The sequence below is a fragment of the Streptomyces sp. NPDC093085 genome (genome assembly GCF_040683935.1).
In the GTDB taxonomy this organism is placed as follows: Bacteria; Actinomycetota; Actinomycetes; order Streptomycetales; family Streptomycetaceae; genus Streptomyces.
Window position 1 is genome coordinate 248,201 of the sequence record NZ_JBFBFB010000001.1, and the last position, 19,071, is coordinate 267,271.

A 19,071-nucleotide genomic window follows, 5' to 3' on the forward strand; every position below is an offset into this window, starting at 1 on the left:
GCTCAGTTGCCCTTCGCGATCGCCTGTTCGCCGTTGCGCTGGAGGTCGGCGAGGATCTTCTTCGGGTCGGCGGTGCGCAGCGACTGGAGGTCGGTGTTGAACTGGCTGAGGACCTTGTCGAAGCCCGCGATGGTCACCGGGCCCTGTGCGTAGGCGCTGCCGTCCACCCACGCCTTGGCCCCGGGCTCACGGTCCGCGTAGGTCTTCAGCGCGCTGGTGCGCGAGGGCATCACCCCGAACGCGTCGGCGAAGGCGAGCTGCTGCTCGGCGCTGGTGAGGTATGTGACCAGGTCGACTCCGGCGTCGCGGTGCGCGGATTCGGCGGCGACGCCCCAGCAGTTGCTGAAGGCGAGCGTGCCCTGACCGGCCGGGCCCGAGGGGAGCGGCGCGATGGCGTACTTGACGTCCGGGTAGTCGAGCTTCATCCCGCCGGCCAGCCAGTTGCCCTCGATGGTCATGGCGGCCTTGCCCTTGCCGAGCGCCTCCCCGCCCCAGCTCGTGTCCACCTGCTTGGCGAACTTCATCGAGCCGGACTTCAGCAGCGACTGGACGTACGTCAGACCCTCGGCGTTCTGCGCGGTGTCGGCCGTCATCTTCGTCTGCCCGTCGTCGGTGATCCAGCCGCCCGCCTCCTTCATGAAGACGCCCAGGCGCTGGAACTCGTCGCTGGTGACCAGCCCGGTGACGCCGCCGCCGGTCAGCTTGGCGGCGACCTTCCTCAGGTCGTCCCAGGTCTTCGGGTAGTCCTTCTCCGTCAGCCCGGCCTTCTTCCACAGGTCGGTGTTGATGGCGAGGCCGAGGGTGGAGGTGTCCTTGGGCAGGCAGACCAGCTTCCCGTCGTACGAGAAGGAGGTGCGGAGCTGCTGCGAGAAGTCGTCCGCGTCGGCTATCCGGTCCCCGTACGGGTAGAGGGAGCCGCCCTTGGCGTAGTTGGCGAACTGGTCGGAGTTGACGTAGAAGACGTCCGGCGGCTTGTGCCCGGCGAAGGACTGTGCGAGCTGCTGGTTCATGTCCTTGGCGACCTGGACGTCGACCGTGTTGCCGGACTTCTTCGCATACGCGGCGGCGGCCTTCTTGACGGCCTGGGTCTCGGCATCGCCCGACGTGGCGATCAGCACGGTCAGGTGCTGCTTGCCCGCGGTGTCCTGGGCCGTGTCGTCGCCCTTGTCGAAGTTGGACGAACAGCCGGTGGCGGTCAGCAGTACCGCGCAGGTGGCGAGGGCGGCGGCGGCCGTGCGGGTGACCATGGATTCCTCCAGAGAAGTTACGGGACATGCGGCTCGGGCCCGCGGGCCGCCGTACGGGACGCGGTGGGGGCGTACGGCGGCGGCGCGGTGGGTGGAACGGACCCGGGGCGGTGGCGGGGACTGGCCCGCCCCGGGGGTACGGGGGGCACCGGGCGTACCGGCGGTACGAGGCGTACGTGACCGGGCGGCGGTACGGGGCCGGGTGCGGGGCGCCGGGCGTCAGCCGCCCGGCGCGGGTGTGCTGCCGCGGAGGACCAGGGACGGCTCCAGCAGCACGCGTTCGGGCTCGGCGCCGGGCTCCGCCATCCTGGCCAGGATCAGCCGGACGCACTCGCGCCCGACGGCCTCCAGGGGCTGGGCGACCGTGGAGAGCCCGGGGGAGAGGAGCGCGGCGGCGGGCGAGTCGTCGAAGCCGATGACGGCGACGTCCCGGCCGGGCTCGGCGCCGCGCTCGCGCAGCGCCCGGTAGCAGCCGAGCGCCAGCACGTCGCTGGCGGCGACCACGGCGGTGGCGCCCAGGTCGAGCAGCGGCTGTACGGCGGTGTGCGCGGCGGCCAGGTCGTCGACGCTCTGGGCGCGTCGGCCCCGTACCGGAAGACGGTGCCTGCGCATGGCCCGCCGCCACCCCTCGGCGCGGTCGTCACCCACGCCGGAGCCGCGCGGCCACCCCAGGAACGCGATCTTCCGGTGGCCCTGGGCCACCAGGTGCTCCACCGCGGCGTCGGTGCCCGAGGCGCCGTCGACATCCGCCCAGTCGCCGATCTGACGCCCCGACCACATCCGGCCGAAGCCGACGAACGGCACACCGCGCCGGGCCAGCCACGCCTGGCGGGGGTCGTCGCGGTCGGTGCCGCTGAGCACGAAGCCGTCCACGCTGTGCAGGTCGAGGAGTTCCTCGTGGCCTTCGAGACCCGGGGCGCCCGGGGGCGAGGCGAAGAGCAGGATCCGGTACCCGGCCTCGTCCGCCGCCCCCGACAGGGCGTGCAGGAAGCGGTCCATCACCGGGGCGGTGGAGCCGGGGGCGGTGGGCCGGATCCCGTACCCGATGAGCTTGCTGGAGCGGGTCCGCAGCGTCTGGGCGGCCCGGTGCGGGCGGTACCCCATCGCGTCGACGGTGCTGCGGACCCGCTCCAGCGTCTCGGGCTTCAGCAGCCCCGGCGCGTTGAGGGCGTTGGAGACGGTCTGCGGGGAGACCCCGGCCCGCCGCGCGACCATCGCCAGGGTCACGGGCCCCGGCTTGGACGAGGGGGGCCTGGTGGAGCGGGGCATGACTGTCTCCGGAACCGTGGACTGGCGGGTGGCGAATGTGCTCGTAGGAAAACGTGGTCGTAGGAAAAAGTGCTCGTGGGATCTTGTTCGTGGAAAATCCACGAGTTGATTAGAGCGTTCCAATCCCCATTGTCAACGGGCTGAAGTCGTCGTTAGGGTTCTTGGAACGCTCCAATGACTGAGAGGTTCTGCTCTGTTGTCCACCACTGTCAAGACCCACGACACTATGAACTCCGTCGCAGGGGGAGCCGCCGAGGCCGCCGCCGCGACCGAGGGACTACAGCCGTTCCTGCACGACGCCCGCGTCACGCTGTACGCGCCGAGCTTCGCGATCTCGTCCGAGGACGGACAGCTCCAGGGTGGTGCCGACGGCTTCTACCACGGCGACAGCAGAGCCCTCGCCCGGCTGACCGTCGAGGCGGACGGCTACCCGATCGCGCCGGTGCGCGGCGTACTCGACGGCGCCGACCGGGCCTCCTTCCGGGGCGTGCTGCGCGGCCTCGGCGAGGACACCGCCGACCCCGCGGTCACCCTGCGCCGCCGCCGCGCCGTCACCCCCGGCCTGCTGACGGAGACCCTGGAGGTCACCAACGCGGGGCGGCAGCACATCCGGGTCACCCTGATCGTCACGGCGGCCACCGACCTCGCCCTGATGGAGCGCGTCAAGCAGGGCGACAGCCGGCCGCTCGTCACCCCGACGGTCATCGGGGGCGGTGACGCCGACGGCGCTGCCCCCGCCGAAGGACTGGCATGGCGCGGCGGCCCGTTCTCCGCCGCGCTCACCAGCGACCCGGCGCCCGACACCGTCGACGCGGCGTCGGGCCGGCTGACGTACACCGTCGAACTGGCCCCCGGCACCGAGTGGAGCGCCGTACTCCGCTGCGCCGCCGCCCACGAGGACGGCGACCAGTTCCCCGCGCCGCCGCCCGCGAGCCTCCCCTGGCGCACCCCGGTGCTGCGCAGCGCCGACCGCCGCTTCGACCAGTGGCTCGCCCAGTCCACGGCCGACCTCGACCGGCTCCGCCTCACCGACCCCGTACCGGCGGGCGCCCCGGGCGCCTCCGCCGACTTCACGCCGCTCACCGCCCCGGACCGCCCCGCCGACCAGTTCCTCGCCGCCGGAGCCCCCTGGTTCCTCACCCTCTTCGGCCGCGACTCCCTGTGGGCGGCCCGGATGCTGCTCCCGCTCGGCACCGGGCTCGCCGCCGGGACGCTCCGGACGCTCGCCCGCCGGCAGGGCGTACGGAACGACCGGGACTCCGAGGAGCAGCCCGGCAAGATCCTGCACGAAGTGCGCCGCGCCGCCCAGACGTTCCACGACAGCTTCGCCCTGCCGCCCAGCTACTACGGCACCGTCGACGCCACCCCGCTCTGGATCACGCTGCTCCACGACGCCTGGCGCTGGGGGCTCGCCCCCGAGGAGGTCGAGGAGCTGCTGCCGTACGCCGAGGCGGCGCTCGGCTGGATGGACGCCCAGAGCGAGGCCGGCGGCGACGGCTTCCTGAAGTACGTCGACTCCACCGGGCGGGGCCTGGCCAACCAGGGGTGGAAGGACTCCGGCGACGCGATCCGGCACCGCGACGGACGCCTCGCCGACGCCCCGATCGCGCTCTGCGAGGTACAGGCGTACGCGTACGAGGCGGCCCGGGGCGGCGCGGCGCTGCTGCGCGCCTTCGGCAGGCCCGGCGCCGACCGGTGGGAGGAGTGGGCCGAGCGGCTGAGCGACCGGTTCCGCAGCCGCTTCTGGGTGACCGACGAGCGCGGCCCCTACCCGGCGGTCGCCCTCGACCGGGACGGCGCCCCCGTCGACTCCGTCACCTCGGGCTTCGGCCACCTGCTCGGCACGGGGCTGCTCGACCACGAGGAGAGCGCGCTGCTCGCGGCCCGGCTCAGCGGGCCCGAGCTGGACTCGGGGCACGGGCTGCGCACACTGAGCAGCGACTCGGTGGGATACAACCCGTACGGCTATCACATCGGTTCGATCTGGCCGCACGACACCGCGATCGCGGTGCACGGGCTGGTGCGGGCCGGATTCCCGGACGCCGCGGCGCCGTTGGCGGCGGGGCTGCTCACCGCGTCGGCCGGGTTCGACGCGCGGCTTCCCGAACTCTTCGCCGGGCACGGGACCGCGATCGACGCCGTACCCTCGCCGTACCCGGCCTCCTGCCGACCGCAGGCATGGGCCGCGGCCTCCTCCGTGCTGGTGCTCCAGTCCGCGCTGGGGCTCTCCGCGGATGTCCCCGGCGGCACGGTGACCGTCGCGCCCACCTTCACGGAGGCGTACCGTCCGCTGACCGTCGAGGGGCTGGACGTCGCGGGCGGCCGGCTCGACATCGCCGTCGGCGCGGACGGGAGCGCGCGGATCGCCGCGCCCGCCGGACTTGAGGTCAGGAGGGAGCACGCCGCGCCCCGTTGAGCCGGGGCCGCGCCCGATGTGAGGATGGGGCCCCGGAGGGGTACGGGTACGGGGCCCCGTCCGGACCGTCGCCGGTCCGCCGCCGGACCGTGCCCGGGTCCCGGCCGGGGGAGGCGATCGTCACACAGCCGTACGGACGTGCAGCCGTGTCGCTGATGGGCCGAACGAGTGAGGCGCGGGAGGATGACCTGATGCAGACAGAGCGTGAGCGCGCGGTGGGCACGGAGTGTGCGGGCGGGCGTGCGGGCCGGGTGGTCCGGTGAGCAGGTACGGCCGTTACGACGGGTACGACGCCACGGACGAGCAGTGGGAGGGCCTGGCCCAGGTCGTTCCGCTGCGGGGCCGCAACGAGTGGCCCTCCCGCGTGGACCACAGGACCGTCCCCCGGGAACCGGTCGAGGAACACCGGCGCTTCATCGTGCTCCGGGTCCAGGTCTTCGCCGACGCCCGGGTGGTCGCCGACCACCTGATCGCCCAGATCCCGGTCCTGCTCGACCTGACCGGCGCCGAGACCGATGTGGCCAAGCGCATCCTGGACTTCAGCAGCGGCGTGGTCTTCGGCCTCGGCAGCGGTATGCACCGGGTCGACAAGAACGTCTTCCTGCTCGCCCCGATCGGCACCGAGGTCGAGGGCATCGCGGCGGACACCCTGCCGGGGACGTAGTCCGGAGCCGCGTGCGGCGCGTCCAGCGCGTCCGGTGCGTCCGACGCGTCCGGTGCGTCCGACGCGTCCCCCGATCGTAGGAAGATCTCGTCGGCGGAACGGTTCGCCAGGGTGGTCGCGCCGTACGGTCCGGCCATGGAAGCCATCCGGGCCACCCGGCCCCGTCCCGTCGCCCCCCGCGGTCCCGCCGTCACCGAGCTGCGGCTCTCCGCGTTCACCTCGCACCGTGGGGCGGCCTTTCCGCTCGGGCCCGTCACACTCTTCGCCGGGGCGAGCGGCAGCGGCAAGTCGACGGCGCTGGCGGCGTACGAGGCGCTGGCCCGGCTCGGTGCGGGCGCCACGCTCGACCAGGTCTTCCCCGACCCGGCCGCCTGTGTCCCCGAGCGGGCGCCCGCCGACGCGCAGGGCAGACGGGGCTTCCGGATCGGCTGCACCGTCGAGGGTCCCGCAGGCCCGGTCCGGCTCGACCTCGCCGTCCAGGCGGAACCCGAACTCCGGATCGTCGGCGAGCGGTTGACCGGCGGCGGCCGGACCCTGCTGGCCACGGCGCTCCGCGACCCCGGGCGCCGGGCCGTCCAGGCGGCGTGGCACACGGCCGGTTCCGTACCGGTGACCCGCGCGCCGCTCCCCGACGACCGGCTGGGCACCGCGCTGCTGCCGCTGCGTGTCGCGGGGCGCACGGAAGGGCAGTTACGGGTCTTGGCGGCGGCCGAGCAGACCGTGCTCGCCCTGCGCTCCTTCTTCGCCTGCGACCCGCAGCCGCATCTGATGCGGCTGCCGGTGCCCCGGGGGCAGGGGCGGCTGCGCCGTGGGTGCGGGAATCTCGCGGCGGTGCTCGACCGTACCCTGGAGCACCGGCACTCCCGCTGCGGCGCCCGGCTGGCCGCCGCGGCGCGGGCGGGGTGCGCGGGGCCGGTGACGGAGCTGGCCGTCGAGCGGTTCGCGGACGGTACGGTACGGGCCCTGCTGGCCAGGGATGCTTCGGGGGCCAGGCCGGCGACCCCGGTGGAACGGCTGGGCGAGGGCGAACTCCGCTATCTGGCGCTGGCGCTGGTCCTGCTGGCGGGACCCGGCGGGCCGACGGGGCCGGGGAGTCCGGGAATTCCGGGGGGCCCGGGAGGACTTGGGGGAGCGGCGGGCCCCGGCGGGGCGGGGCCGGTGGCCGGGGACGGTGCGGGGCCGCGCCCGCTCACCGTGCTCGCGGACGGCTTCGACCGGTGCCTGGACCCGCGCCAGCGCGCCGAACTGCTCTCGCTCGCCACGGCGGTCTGCGCGGCGGGCGGGACCCGCCTGGTGGGGACGGTCACGGACGCCTCGTACGCGCGCGGGGCGGCCGGCGTGACGGTGGTAGACCTGGGTCCGTGAGTGAACTCGATGTGGCGGAACTTCAGCGGAGACTGGCCGCGTTCGCGGCGGCACGGGAGTGGGAGCCCTACCACACCCCCAAGAACCTGGCGGCGGCGCTGAGCGTCGAGGCGTCGGAGCTGCTGGAGATCTTCCAGTGGCTGACGCCGGAGGAGTCGGCGCGCGTGATGGCGGACCCGGAATCGGCCCACCGGGTCAGGGACGAGGTCGCGGACGTCCTCGCGTATCTCCTCCAGTTCTGCGGGGTGCTCGGGGTCGATCCGCTCGCCGCGCTCGCCGCGAAGGTGGAGCGGAATGAGCTCCGCTTCCCGCCCAAGAGGCCCGCCGAACCCGGAGATTGAACCCGATTGTCACTCTCCGGAGTGGCGGAGTTATGCACAACGAGTCTGCTGTCCACAGATTTCCGCAATGCTCTGGCTTTTCTGCTCCAATGCGCTCACTCTGGGTAGTGGAGTTCATGGGCAGGATTCTCGTGGGATTGGGGACTGCGAATGGATGCGGAACGGCTCATCGGCGTGAGCCGGCATGCCCTGGCGGCGAGCGCGGAGGACATGGACGTCATCGCGGAGGCCTGGCAGGCGCAGGCCCTCGCGCGGGCGATCGGACATCACGTGGCGTTGAGAGGACCGAAGGAGCTGCGGAGCGACGCGCGCGAGCTGCGCGATCTGCCGGAGTTGTCCGGCGTGGGCGGGGGCGGTGGCCTGCCGCCGGAGATACCGGGGGTGCGTGCCGGTGCGATCAGGGCGCTGGGGCTCTCCGGGGTGCGGGATGTGCGGGCGGCGCTCACCGGGCTGGGCCTGTTATTGGGGGAGGTGGGCATCGCGCTGGTCGCGGTGGCCTGCGCGACGGACGAGGAGGGGCGGTACTGGCAGTGCATCGAGGCGATCGACGCGGCGGACGAGTCGAGCGACCGGGTCGGCGGGATGCTGCGGACGATCGCCACGCGGGAGCGTGAGGAGGCGCGCGAGCGGGAGCGGGCACGGGACAGGGAGGAGGAACGGGGGTGGCCGAGCGAGTGGCGGCGCGAGCGCGGATGGGACGGCATGCCGGTGGGCGGCCGTGACCGGACCCGCGGCGGGGATCACGGACGGGAGCGCGGCAGGGAGAGGGAACGGGAGCGGGCGCGGGACCGGGAGAGGGAGCGCGGCCGGGAGGAGGCGGCCGACTCGCCGGTGGGTCCCCTCTGAGGGGGGAGGTCGAGGAGGTATCCGGTGCGAAGGTGCAGGATGGAGCCATGGACCTGCGCATCTTCACCGAGCCCCAGCAAGGGGCCACCTACGACACCCTGCTGACCGTGGCCAAGGCCACCGAGGACCTTGGCTTCGACGCTTTCTTCCGCTCCGACCACTATCTCCGGATGGGTTCCGTGGACGGCCTCCCCGGCCCGACGGACGCCTGGATCACGCTGGCCGGTCTCGCCCGGGAGACCAGCCGGATCCGGCTCGGCACCCTGATGACCGCCGGGACCTTCCGGTTCCCCGGCGTGCTGGCCATCCAGGTCGCCCAGGTCGACGCGATGTCCGGCGGCCGGGTCGAACTGGGGCTGGGCGCGGGGTGGTTCGAGGAGGAGCACGCCGCGTACGGGATCCCGTTCCCCAAGGAGAAGTTCGGCCGCCTTGAGGAACAGCTCGCCATCGTGACCGGACTGTGGGAGACCGAGGTCGGCAAGACCTTCTCGTACGACGGCACGTACTACCAGCTCACCGACTCGCCCGCGCTGCCCAAGCCCGCGCAGCGCAAGGTCCCGGTGCTGATCGGCGGACACGGCGCGACCCGCACCCCCCGGCTCGCCGCCCGGTACGCCGACGAGTTCAACATCCCCTTCGCCTCCGTCGAGGACACCGAGCGCCAGTTCGGCCGGGTACGGGAGGCGGCCGAGCGGGCGGGGCGCCCGGGCGACGCCCTGGTCTACTCGAACGCGCTGGTGGTGTGCGTCGGCAAGGACGACGCCGAGGTGGCCCGCAGGGCCGCCGCCATCGGCCGCGAGGTCGCCGAACTGAAGCAGAACGGGCTGGCGGGCTCGCCCGCCGAGGTGGTCGACAAGATCGGACGGTACGGAGCCGTCGGGTCCTCCCGGATCTACCTCCAGGTCATGGACCTGGACGACCTGGACCACCTGGAGCTGATCTCCTCGCAGGTCCAGTCCCAGTTGACCTGACCTCCGTCCGGGGCTCCGCCCCCTGACCTCTGCCCCTGACCTCTGCCCCTGACCCCGTCCCTGACCCCGTCCCTGATTTCCGCCGAGCCCCGCACCGGGAGCCTGGAGCCGCCATGAAGCCCGGCCGTCCCCTCGCCGCCGCCCTCGCCGAGGGGACGGTCGTCCTCGACGGCGGTCTCTCCAACCAGCTCGCCGCGCAGGGGTGCGACCTCTCCGACGCGCTCTGGTCGGCGCGGCTCCTGGTCGACGGGGAGCGGCAGATCGAGGCCGCCCACGCGGCATATGTACGGGCGGGCGCGCGGGTGCTGATCACCTCCAGCTACCAGGCGACCTACGAGGGGTTCGCGCTCCGGGGGGTGGACCGGGCCGGCACGGACGCGCTGCTCGCCCGCAGTGTGGAGCTGGCCCGGCGGGCGGGCGAGGCGGGCGGGCGCGAGGTGTGGGTGGCCGCCTCCGTCGGTCCGTACGGCGCGATGCTCGCCGACGGCAGCGAGTACCGGGGGCGGTACGGGCTCTCGGTGGCGGAGCTGGAGCGCTTCCACCGGCCCAGGATCGAGGCCCTCGCCGCCGCGGGCCCCGACGTTCTCGCGCTGGAGACCGTGCCGGACGCCGACGAGGGGGAGGCGCTGCTGCGGGCCGCCGAGGGGTGCGGGGTGCCGGTGTGGCTCTCGTACACCATCGCCGGGGAGTGCACCCGGGCCGGTCAGCCGCTCGCCGACGCCTTCGCCCCGGCGGCCGGGAACGCGTCGGTGATCGCGGTCGGCGTCAACTGCTGCGAGCCCGGCGACGCCGGCCGTGGCGTGGAGATCGCCGCCGAGACCACCGGCAAGCCCGTCGTCGTCTACCCCAACAGCGGCGAGGAGTGGGACGCGGCGGCCCGGACATGGCGTGGCGCGCCCCTCTTCGACCCCTCCCGGGTGAGCGCCTGGCAGGCCGCCGGCGCCCGGCTGGTCGGCGGCTGCTGCCGGGTGGGGCCGGACCGGATCGCCGCCCTCGCCGCCCTGGTCGAGGGGCCCGCGCCAACGTCCTGACCTGAGGATATGGGAGTTATCCACAGGGAAGGGCGTGATGTCGGTCCCGTCCCCTTACCGTGTTGTGCGAGGACGGGGGCCGATGGGCCTCTACCACGTCTGAGACCGTCTTGAAAACGATCCTGTCATTTCGCCGGTAACGGGAGGTTCCGAGGGGCATCATGGTCAAGTTGACGTAATTGTGACGGCGTCCTAGCGTTTCGTCACCACCGGATGACGTGTAGTCAGAAGCCTGACCAGCGTGACTACTTGGCGCCGAACCAGCACACCGCGAGACGGCTGTGACCTGAGTGGCGGCCGTTCGGAACTGCGACGAACTCACGGGGGTGAGAATGAGTCTGATCGAGCGCAACCGCTCCTTTCTCGACGCGCTCACGCCCCAGGACCGGGCCGCCCTGCTCGCCCTCGGCTCGCCCCGGACCTACGACCCGGGCGAGGCGATGCTCAGGGAGCGGGACACCACCACCTTCGTGCTCGCCCTGCGCTCCGGCTGGTCGGTGGTCTCCGTCTCCACCGAGCGGGGCGGCCGGCTCATCCTCGCGCTGCGCGGCGCGGGCGAAGTCGTCGGCGACATGGCCGCCTTCGACCAGGGACCGCGGAGCGCCACCGTCACCGCACTCGGCACGGTGCACGCCACCGCCGTCTCCGGGGAGCGGTTCCGCGGCTTCCTCGCCGCCCGTCCGCACGCCACCTCATTGATCATGCGCCAGCTCAGCGCCCGGCTGCGCAGCTCCGACGTCGAACGCCGCACGCTCGCCTCCGGATCCGTCCTGCAACGCCTCGCCGCCCGGCTGGTGGAGCTGACGGAGCGGGTCGGCCGCCCGAGCGCCGACGGCACCGTGGTCGAACTCCCGCTGCCCCAGCACGATCTGGCGGCGGCCATCGGCGCCACCCGGGAGGCGGTCGCCAAGGCGCTCCGCCTGCTGCGGGAGCAGGACGTCGTGCGCACCGGCAACCGGCGGCTCACGGTCACGGACATACAGGTGCTGCGGCTGCTCGCCGACGGGCGGCAGTCGCAGCGGCCCCGCACAGGACGGCCGGAGAAAACTCCTCCGGCTGTGTAAACGGCTACATCGCCCGGCCCTTCACGCGGCCAGGCTTGTTCTGTCACCACGGCACAGGGGGAGCAGTGAGCGGTTCTGAAGCGGTCAGCAGACTGGTGGTCTTCGGCGACGCCTGCGGTTCGGGCACGCTGGGGATGACGGCGAAGAAGCGCATGCGCGACGCGCTGTACGGCGCGTTCGACGAGGCGTTCGCGGCGGTGGACATCGCCCCGCGCGACCGTCACCAGGAAGACCGGGGGGACGGCATCCTCACCGCGCTCGACCCGGGCGCCCCGCTCTCCCCGATGGTCGGAGTCTGGTTCGAGACGCTGTACCAGAATCTGCGCGAGCACAACGCGGAGAGCGGACGGCGGCTCCGGCTGCGGATCGGGATGAACGCGGGCCCGGTCCTGGACGACGGCCGGGGGCTGGTCGGCAAGGCGGTGGACCTCGCCTGCCGGCTCTGCGACAGCCCGGCCGCCAAGGGGGTCATGACCAGGGCCCCCGGCTCCGATCTGCTGCTGGTCGTCTCCGACTGGCTGTACCGGAACGTGGTGGCGGAAGGCGGGCGCCAGGTGGAGCCCGAGCAGTATGTGCGGGCCCGGGTCCGGTTCAAGGAGACGGACGAACAGGCCTGGTTGCACATCCCGCGGTTATCCGCGTCCGCGCTCTCCGGCCTGACCGGGGCCGCAGGGCCGCCGGGCCCCGACGGGGACGCGGCGCGGCGCGAGACCGGCGGTGGGCCGACACCGGGGGACGGCCCACCGCCTCCCACACCGACGGGGACGGCCACCGCCGCCGCCCCGGGGAGGACCATCACCGCCCACGGTGACCTCCAGATCTTCGACAACAACGTGATCAACGGGTTCACCGGCATCGACAAGCGCCGGAGCCCCGACTCCCCGGAGCGGGGGGAGCGCACATGAGCGACGACGAGACGCCCGACGCGCCGGAAGCCCCGGACGCTGTCGGCGGCGGGCCCGGCGAGGAGAAGCCCGGGGAGGGGAAGCCCGGCGACCAGAAGGCCGACCGGCCCGACAAGGACGAGGCCCGCCAGAAAGCCGACGAGGACCAGGAAACCCGCGAGTCCAACCCCTTCGACCAGGCGGGCCGCAACCCGCTCAGCACCTCGGGCGGTACGGGCGGCTCCGCCACCGCCCACACGGCCCTGCGGAACTTCGCCGCCGATATCGCGCGCCGCGCCATCGGCTTCGCGGGGGACGGGCAGTACTACGAAGGCAACACCTTCATCAGCCAGTTCGGCGTCGGCTCCACCGGGCCGAGCATGGTCCAGGGCCCCGTCCCCGCCGAGGAACTCCACCGCCTCGCCGAGGTCTACTGCGAGGCCGACGACTACCCGGAGATGACGGAGCGGCTGCGCGCACAGCGGCTGCTGGTGCTCTGCGGGGAGCGCGGCAGCGGCCGGACGGCGACGGCGCTCTCCCTGCTGATGAGCGTGGCGGGGGACCAGGTCACCCGGCTCGACCCCGGCGTCCGGGTCCATGAGATCGAGGAGATCAGGACGGGCCACGGCCATCTCCTCGCGATCGAGCCCGAGGACACCCCGGGGCGCGAGACCGAGCAGGTCAACGGCCGTATCCTGACCCGCGTCCGGCGGAGCGGACCGACCGAACTCCACCTCGACGGCCTGCGGAGCAGGCTTGTCGCCGCGGAGGCCTTCGGCGTCCTCCTGGTGGAGAACGGCGAACTGGCCGACCGGCTGCTGCGCGGCCGGTACGGGGTGCGCTGCCCCTCGCCGCCCGCCGAGCGGGTCCTCCACCGCCATCTGCGGGTGCTCCTCGCTGACGAGCCCGACGGCACCTTCCAGGAGGCCCTGGAGCTGGCCGCCCGGCCGGAGGTGCGGGAGGCGCCCGGCCTGGACGAGCTGCGGCCCGGCGAGGCCGCCGGACTCGCCGGACACCTCGCCCGGTGCCTGCGGAACGAGCTGACCGACCGCGAACTGCTGGCCGCCTGCGGAGAGTTCGTCGGAGCCCAGGCCAGGGAGTGGTTCGCCGGGGCCGACCGCCCGGGCACTCTGCCCGAGGCCCTGCCGGGGCTGACCGCCGCCGCCTTCCGGATCGCCGTCGCCGTCTTCAACGGCTCGCCGTACAGCCTCACCGCGGAGGCCGCCGAACAGCTCGCCTGGGAAATGGCGGTCACCCTGGACCCCGAAACCCCCATGGGCCGCAGGCTCTTCGCCCCCCACGCCGCGGCCAGGCCCGCCGTCGCCAGGGCCCTGGTCGAGAGCGGCGAACTGGACCTGGTGGACGACGTCCCGGTGCCCGTCCAGGTCATCCGCTTCCAGGGCAAGGCCCTCGCCACCGCCGTCCTGCGCGAAGTCTGGCACGGCCACCACAACGTACGCGGCCCCCTGGTCCGCTGGCTGCGCACGCTCTGCGACGACTCCCGGCCCGTCGTCTGGGTCCGGGCCTCCATCGCCGCCGGGGTGCTCTGCGCCTGGGACCTGCCGTACGGCTCCGCCGAACTGATCGCCCCCATGAGCGCCTCCGAGAGCCCCGTACAGCAGATGTCGGCGGCGACCGCGCTGGCGGAGGCGGCCCGCGAACCGTCGGTGCGGCCCGCCGTGGCCGCCCTGCTCAAGGCGTGGGCGAAGAGCGACCACGACGAACTGGTGACGACCACGCTCCTCGCGCACGGCTACGGCATGGCCGCCGGATCCGTCGGCGCCTCGCTCGACGCCCTCGTCAAGGCCGTCGTCCGCACCGACACCACCGATCCCGACCGGCATGCCGACGCCCTGACCAACGCGTCGTTCAGCACCGCCCGGCTGCTGGCGGGACCCGAGCCCGAGACGGTCGTCCGGCGCCTCGAAACCTGGCTGCGCGACCCCCGGCGGGGCCCCGCCGACCTCGCCCTGCTCACCGTGATCCGCGCCCTGCGCACCAAGGCGACCTTCCTCTGGGGCCTCCAGGACACGCCGGAACTGGAGCCCTACGGCAAGCGGATGCTGGTCTCCGCCCTGCTGGAGAGCGACCCCGAACTCGCCGGGCGGCTGGCGGCGCTGGTCCGCGAAGCGCTCGCCGCCCCCCGCTCCGGCGCCCCGGCCCTCGACGCCCTCGCCCTGCTGCTGCGCCAGGCCGTCAAGGACCCCGCCCCGTTGCGGACCGCCTGCCGCCTCCTGGTCCTGCTCGCCGAGGGGCGCAGGGACCGCGACCGGCTGCGGCATCTGCTGACCCGCCTGGTCAAGGACCCGGACGAACCACTGGACAAGTCCGCCGCCCGCACGTTGTGGGACGCGGTGGGAGAGAGGACAGAGGACATGACCCGACAGCGGAACCGCGTCCGGTCCGCCGGACTCCCGGCCGGCGAGGTGCGGCGATGAACGAACTGCCGCTGAACAAACCGCCCATGAACAAGTGGGGGCCGGACCGGCTGGAGCTGAACCGGGTGCGGCTCGACCAACTGCAACCGAACCGGGCGCGGCCGGACCGGGCGCAGCCCAACGGGCCGCAGCCGGATAGGGCGCAGCCGCAGACGGACGACGAGCAGGACCAGGCCGAGGACTCGCCGTACCGGGAGACCGTGCCCGGCCCGCTGATCCGGGAACGCAGGCCGCCGTACCGGCGCGAGAGCGGCCAGATCGCCGCCGTACTGCTCTACTCGACGGGCGGCTACAGCGTGGTGTGGCCCAACCGCCGCGACGACTCCGACCGGCCCCGGCTCAGACCCGCGTACACCGTCTTCGAGGTGCTGCTCGGCCGGAACATCACCACGTTCGAACTCCTCCTGCCCGCCGCCGGCGACGCCGAGTTCTTCCAGGCCGGGGTCGAGGTGCAGTGGGAGGTCGAGGACCCGCACACGGTCGTCATGCGGCGCGTCTGGGACGTACGCGAACTGCTCCACGGCGAACTCCTCCGGGCCCTGCGCCAGATCTCCCGGCGCTTCCGGCTCACCGAGGCACAGCGCGCCGACGAGGCGGTCCAGGAGGAGCTGGCTTCGGGCCGCCTCGACCTGGGCCGCGATCTCGGGCTGCGGCTGCGCATCCATGTCTTCATCGACCTGAGCGACTTCGTCCGGCGGCGCAAGGGCGAGCGGGACGCCATCGACTTCGACATCACCCGGGACGAGGCCCGCGCCGAGGCCGACCTCCGCAAGGAGGAGCGGGAGCGCGAGCTGATCCGGAGGCGCGCCGCCGACCTCGAAAGGGTCTTCCAGCGGGGTGAGGAGGCCGAGATCATCCATCTCCTGGCGCGCAACCCCACCAAGGAGTGGAGCATCCGCGACGCCATCAGGAGGCAGAAGCGCGAGGGCCAGATCGACTTCATCAACCTCTTCAACCGGCTGCTCGACAGCGGGCATCTCGAACGCCACGACATCGGCGACCAGATGTTCGAGTCGCTGCGGCTGCTCCGGGAGACCGGAGGGGCGGTGACCGGCGGCGTCCTGGACAGCCTGGTGCTCGGCAGGCCGAGGCGGCGGCGCGAACTGGAGGAAGGGGCCCGCTCCCGGCGCGAGGAACCGTACGACGACCGTGACCGCCGCGCGGACCGCCGCTACGGCAGGGACGGCAGGAACGACGGGCGGCGCCGGGACGACTGGGAGGGCCCGGACGACCGCGGCGAGCCGGAGCGGCCACCGTGGGAGGAGCCGGACGACCTGCCGAGGGCGGACCGGGACGGAGAACCGCCGGTCTACCAGCCGACCAGGATCGAATCCGGCGCGGAACGCGACCGCGACGCGCGCCGGGGGCGCGCCCGCCGTGCCGGGTGGAACGGCCGCGACGAGTGGAACGGCCGCGACGAGTGGAACGGCCTCCCCTCCGACTCCGACCCCGACGGCGACATCGACACCTACGGCACCACCCGGCGCGGACGCTCCCGGCCGAGCGCCGGATTCGACGACTGGGAGGACGAATGAGCAGCGGAAGCAGGGCCGTGCGGCCGGACGGATCCGGCTCCACCGACGTCAGGTATCTCGCCGAACGCCTGGTCGCCTCCGTACGCGAGGACATCGCCAGGGCCGACACGAAGGCCGCCATACTGCTCTCCGGGGCCATCGCCTTCTGCGCCGTCGCGTTCGCCAAGAACGGGCCCGGACCCCTCGGTCCGGTACGGCTCACCCTGCTCAGCGCGGGCGGCGTGCTCTGCGCGGCGGGAGCGGTGATGCTCATCGCGGTCGTGCTGCCCCGCACCCGGATCGGCGCGGATTCCACCTTCCTCCGCGACCTCCTCACCGGCACCCCGTCGGAAGAGCTGCTGGCCCGGCTGACCACCACCGGCACGGACGTCGTCGGCTGGCTGCTGAGCCAGGCGGCCGTCCACGCCGCGGTCCTGGCCGTCAAATACCGCTGGCTGCGGCTGGGCGGCGGCTCACTGATGCTCGGCGCCTTCCTGGTCCTCCTCAGCGAGCTGTGGTGAGAGACGGTGTCCATGGACAGCACATCGCCCACTCCGACCCGACCGGCGGGAACGAGACGTCTCGCCGCCGTCCTGCTGGCCCTGGCCGGGCTGATCGCCGTCACCGGCGCGGCTCCCGGCCAGGCCTTCGGCGTGTCCGAACGCGCCACGACGGTGACCGAGGGCGCCGACCCGATCGACTTCGCCGTCCTCGTCGACCTGTCGAAGAGCCTCTCCGCCGAGGACATCACCCGTGAGGTGGAGGCCGCGGCACTGATCGCCCAGGGAGAGATCTCGGACCGCTCACGCGTCACCGTCATCGGCTTCGGCAGCTCGGAGAAGCCCGGCCAGAGCCCGGTCTTCACCGCCTGCGATCCGACCGTGGTCGACGCCACGAGCGGTGCGTACCTCGACGACTGCGTCAAAAAGCTCTCCCGGGGCAGGGCCCGGATGGGGCCGGGCACCGACTTCCCGGCAGGGCTGCGCCAGGCGCTGACCTCGCTCACCAAGGACGCCTCCTGGGCCACCACCCCGAAGGTGGTCTTCCTGCTCACCGACGGCAAGCTCGATGTCCGGGACAGCCCGGAGTACGGCGCCGACGCCGCCTCCCGCCAGGCCGAGGCCACTCGGCAGCTCAGGGAACAACTCACCCGCGCCCGGGAGAACTCGGTACAGATCTGGCCCCTCGGCTTCGGCTCCGCCATCGACCGTACGGCCCTCAAGGAGATCGCCGAGGGCGGCTTCCGCAACGGCTGCGCCGACCTCCCCTCGGCCACCCCACGGCTCCGGGTGACCGACAGCGCCGCGGGCATCGACCGGGCGCTCCAGGAGACCTTCGCCGCCGCCCGCTGCGCCCAGGTCGTCCAGGGCGAGGAGGGCAAGCCGCCCACCGATCTCAAGGTGACCATCCCCAAGATCGCCACCGACGGCTCGATCACCGTCAGCAAACACGACCCGAAGGTCCGGGCGACCTACTACGACCCGCGCGGCCGGAAGGTGGAGGCCGGCGACTCCGACGGCTCGGCCTTCGCGTTCAGCGGGCAGAACGGCTCCGTCGAGGCGCTCCGGGTGACGAACCCGCGCCCCGGCACCTGGACCGTCCGCCTCGACGCGCCCGAGGGCCACCAGGGGCGGGACGCCTCCGTCCGGGCCATCTGGCAGGGGCGGCTCCGCTCCTCCGTCATCCTCGACCCGCCGTCGCCCCGGCCCGGCGAGAAGACCACCGTCGAGGTACGGATGCAGACCCGGCGCGGCGTCATCATCGACGACCCGGAGGAGCTGAAGGGCATCAAGGTCGCCGCCCGGCTCTCGGGCAGCGGCTTCGCACCCCTGTCGGTGCCGCTCACGGACGACGGGAAGGGCTCGGACGCGCGCGCGGGGGACGCGCGATTCACCGGGACTCTGACCGTGCCGTCCACCGCCGACGGGGCCCTCGCCCTGACCGCCGACATGTCCGCTCCCGGCGTCACCAGCGACCACCGGCCCTTCAACGCCCGTATCGCGACCGGCCCGCCGCCGGCCACCGGCAGACTCACCGTCGACCCCGCCACCGTCCACCCGGGCGGCAGCGTCACCGGGGTGCTGGAGGCGGGCAACCGGACCGGGAAGGCCCGTACGGTACGGCTCGCCCTCGCCGACCAGCCGGCCGGCGCCCAACTCACCATCACGCCCGCCGAGACGGAGATCCCGCCGGGCGCCACGGGAGAGAAGATCCCGTTCCGTATCACCGTCTCCGGCTCCACCGAGCCCGGGCGGATCGGCACCCAGGTCACCGCCGCCGACACCACCGACGGCGAAACCGTCCTCGACAGCGCCTTCCTCGACCTCCGTGTCGACCCCGTGCCCACCTGGTGGGACCGCTGGTGGTGGGCGGTGGCCGGGGCGGGCGCCCTGCTGCTGGCCCTCGCCGGGTTCCTGGCCGTACGGCGCGCCGCCTGGCTCCGCCGCCGCGATCTCGCGGGCGTACGGCTGGAGTTGCGCGGCGAGGGGATCCGCCCCGACGAGCTGACCGTACGGACGGGGCAGAGCCCCGGCGGCGAGTTCCACCTGGTGGTGGAGCGCGCCCGGGGCTCCGCACCCTCGCTCCAGCGCGGCAGAGGGGGCGCGGCCGGGTACCGGCTGCGGCGCACCGCCTCCGGGGAGTTCCTGCTCAGACCACCGCACGGGCGCGAGCGTTCGGTGCGCGCCGGGGAGCCCACCGCGCTCGGCGACGGTCTCGAACTGATCGTCCACGACCGGCGCTCCGCCCCCACCGGGCCCGGCGGCTCCGGCCGCGCCCGCTCCGGGGACCGCACCCGGGGCGCCGCCCCCGGCCGGAACCGCGCCCCGGGCCGGGGCCGCGCCGAGGGCCGTACGGAAGGCCGGGCCGAGGGCCGTACCGACGACCGGGCCGACGACCGGGCCGGAACCCGCGTCCGACCACCCCGTACGGCCACCGAACCGCCCCCCGCGGCCCCGGCCGGAGAGCCGGAGCAGCGGTCCGGCGCGCGACGGTTCGACCCGAATTTCTAGGCGACGCCCA

The 19,071-nt window shown here is 73.6% G+C and carries 14 protein-coding genes and 1 pseudogene; 13 read left to right on the forward strand and 2 right to left on the reverse strand.

All coding sequences use genetic code 11. The features are described from left to right. Nucleotides 1-2: 2 nt before the first annotated feature. Nucleotides 3-1,247, reverse strand: a complete 1,245-nt coding sequence (locus AB0O07_RS01095) for an extracellular solute-binding protein (protein WP_365624863.1) — start codon at nt 1,245-1,247, stop codon at nt 3-5. A gap of 219 nt (nt 1,248-1,466) precedes the next feature. Then, nucleotides 1,467-2,516 carry a LacI family DNA-binding transcriptional regulator gene (locus AB0O07_RS01100; RefSeq protein ID WP_365624866.1) on the reverse strand — a complete coding sequence of 350 codons (1,050 nt, stop codon included), beginning with the start codon at nt 2,514-2,516 and terminating at the stop codon, nt 1,467-1,469. Nucleotides 2,517-2,712: 196 nt separating this feature from the next. On the opposite strand from AB0O07_RS01100, the gene AB0O07_RS01105 reads away from it, so the two are divergent. The 13 genes and pseudogenes from AB0O07_RS01105 to AB0O07_RS01165 all read left to right on the forward strand — a co-directional run bounded on the left by AB0O07_RS01105 (nt 2,713) and on the right by AB0O07_RS01165 (nt 19,061). Beyond that, nucleotides 2,713-4,932 carry a glycogen debranching N-terminal domain-containing protein gene (locus AB0O07_RS01105; RefSeq protein ID WP_365624869.1) on the forward strand — a complete coding sequence of 740 codons (2,220 nt, stop codon included), beginning with the start codon at nt 2,713-2,715 and terminating at the stop codon, nt 4,930-4,932. Between the two features lie 259 nt (nt 4,933-5,191). Beyond that, nucleotides 5,192-5,596: a cell division protein SepF gene (locus AB0O07_RS01110; RefSeq protein WP_365624872.1), complete on the forward strand. Its 405-nt coding sequence runs from the start codon at nt 5,192-5,194 to the stop codon at nt 5,594-5,596. Between the two features lie 135 nt (nt 5,597-5,731). Further along, complete coding sequence (locus AB0O07_RS01115; protein ID WP_365624875.1) at nt 5,732-6,961, forward strand: ATP-binding protein; 1,230 nt, start codon at nt 5,732-5,734, stop codon at nt 6,959-6,961. Continuing rightward, complete coding sequence (locus AB0O07_RS01120; protein WP_365624878.1) at nt 6,958-7,302, forward strand: nucleotide pyrophosphohydrolase; 345 nt, start codon at nt 6,958-6,960, stop codon at nt 7,300-7,302. Before AB0O07_RS01115 ends, AB0O07_RS01120 begins: the two co-directional genes overlap by 4 nt. Nucleotides 7,303-7,452: 150 nt before the next feature. Next, a pseudogene (locus tag AB0O07_RS01125) lies at nt 7,453-7,938 on the forward strand (DUF6099 family protein); the annotation flags it as partial. 257 nt (nt 7,939-8,195) lie between these two features. After that, the gene (locus AB0O07_RS01130) at nt 8,196-9,119 is read left to right on the forward strand and encodes an LLM class F420-dependent oxidoreductase (protein ID WP_365624881.1); all 924 of its coding nucleotides are present in this window, start codon (nt 8,196-8,198) and stop codon (nt 9,117-9,119) included. A 113-nt stretch (nt 9,120-9,232) separates the two neighbouring features. Beyond that, nucleotides 9,233-10,150 (forward strand): homocysteine S-methyltransferase, encoded by a 918-nt coding sequence (gene mmuM / locus AB0O07_RS01135; protein ID WP_365624884.1) that lies wholly within the window; start codon nt 9,233-9,235, stop codon nt 10,148-10,150. A 332-nt stretch (nt 10,151-10,482) separates the two neighbouring features. Next, the gene (locus AB0O07_RS01140) at nt 10,483-11,214 is read left to right on the forward strand and encodes a Crp/Fnr family transcriptional regulator (protein WP_365624887.1); all 732 of its coding nucleotides are present in this window, start codon (nt 10,483-10,485) and stop codon (nt 11,212-11,214) included. A gap of 65 nt (nt 11,215-11,279) precedes the next feature. Next, complete coding sequence (locus tag AB0O07_RS01145) at nt 11,280-12,119, forward strand: hypothetical protein (protein WP_365624890.1); 840 nt, start codon at nt 11,280-11,282, stop codon at nt 12,117-12,119. Further along, complete coding sequence (locus AB0O07_RS01150) at nt 12,116-14,536, forward strand: hypothetical protein (RefSeq protein WP_365624893.1); 2,421 nt, start codon at nt 12,116-12,118, stop codon at nt 14,534-14,536. The genes AB0O07_RS01145 and AB0O07_RS01150 overlap by 4 nt, the downstream gene beginning before the upstream one ends. Beyond that, on the forward strand, nt 14,533-16,071 hold the full coding sequence (locus AB0O07_RS01155) for a hypothetical protein (RefSeq protein WP_365624896.1): 1,539 nt from the start codon (nt 14,533-14,535) through the stop codon (nt 16,069-16,071). Before AB0O07_RS01150 ends, AB0O07_RS01155 begins: the two co-directional genes overlap by 4 nt. Further along, nucleotides 16,068-16,571 carry a Pycsar system effector family protein gene (locus tag AB0O07_RS01160; RefSeq protein WP_365624899.1) on the forward strand — a complete coding sequence of 168 codons (504 nt, stop codon included), beginning with the start codon at nt 16,068-16,070 and terminating at the stop codon, nt 16,569-16,571. The genes AB0O07_RS01155 and AB0O07_RS01160 overlap by 4 nt, the downstream gene beginning before the upstream one ends. A gap of 12 nt (nt 16,572-16,583) precedes the next feature. Continuing rightward, entirely contained in the window at nt 16,584-19,061 is a 2,478-nt protein-coding gene (locus AB0O07_RS01165) for a vWA domain-containing protein (RefSeq protein ID WP_365624902.1), read from the forward strand. Nucleotides 19,062-19,071 lie beyond the last annotated feature (10 nt).

Excerpts from the sequence above, each read along its gene's own strand:
- AB0O07_RS01140 (WP_365624887.1), top strand. The coding sequence starts at position 10,483 with ATGAGTCTGATCGAGCGCAACCGCTCCTTTCTCGACGCGCTCACGCCC.
- AB0O07_RS01160 (WP_365624899.1), top strand. The coding sequence starts at position 16,068 with ATGAGCAGCGGAAGCAGGGCCGTGCGGCCGGACGGATCCGGCTCCACC.
- mmuM (WP_365624884.1), top strand. The coding sequence starts at position 9,233 with ATGAAGCCCGGCCGTCCCCTCGCCGCCGCCCTCGCCGAGGGGACGGTC.
- AB0O07_RS01165 (WP_365624902.1), top strand. The coding sequence starts at position 16,584 with ATGGACAGCACATCGCCCACTCCGACCCGACCGGCGGGAACGAGACGT.
- AB0O07_RS01095 (WP_365624863.1), bottom strand. The coding sequence starts at position 1,247 with ATGGTCACCCGCACGGCCGCCGCCGCCCTCGCCACCTGCGCGGTACTG.
- AB0O07_RS01150 (WP_365624893.1), top strand. The coding sequence starts at position 12,116 with ATGAGCGACGACGAGACGCCCGACGCGCCGGAAGCCCCGGACGCTGTC.
- AB0O07_RS01155 (WP_365624896.1), top strand. The coding sequence starts at position 14,533 with ATGAACGAACTGCCGCTGAACAAACCGCCCATGAACAAGTGGGGGCCG.
- AB0O07_RS01100 (WP_365624866.1), bottom strand. The coding sequence starts at position 2,516 with ATGCCCCGCTCCACCAGGCCCCCCTCGTCCAAGCCGGGGCCCGTGACC.
- AB0O07_RS01130 (WP_365624881.1), top strand. The coding sequence starts at position 8,196 with ATGGACCTGCGCATCTTCACCGAGCCCCAGCAAGGGGCCACCTACGAC.
- AB0O07_RS01115 (WP_365624875.1), top strand. The coding sequence starts at position 5,732 with ATGGAAGCCATCCGGGCCACCCGGCCCCGTCCCGTCGCCCCCCGCGGT.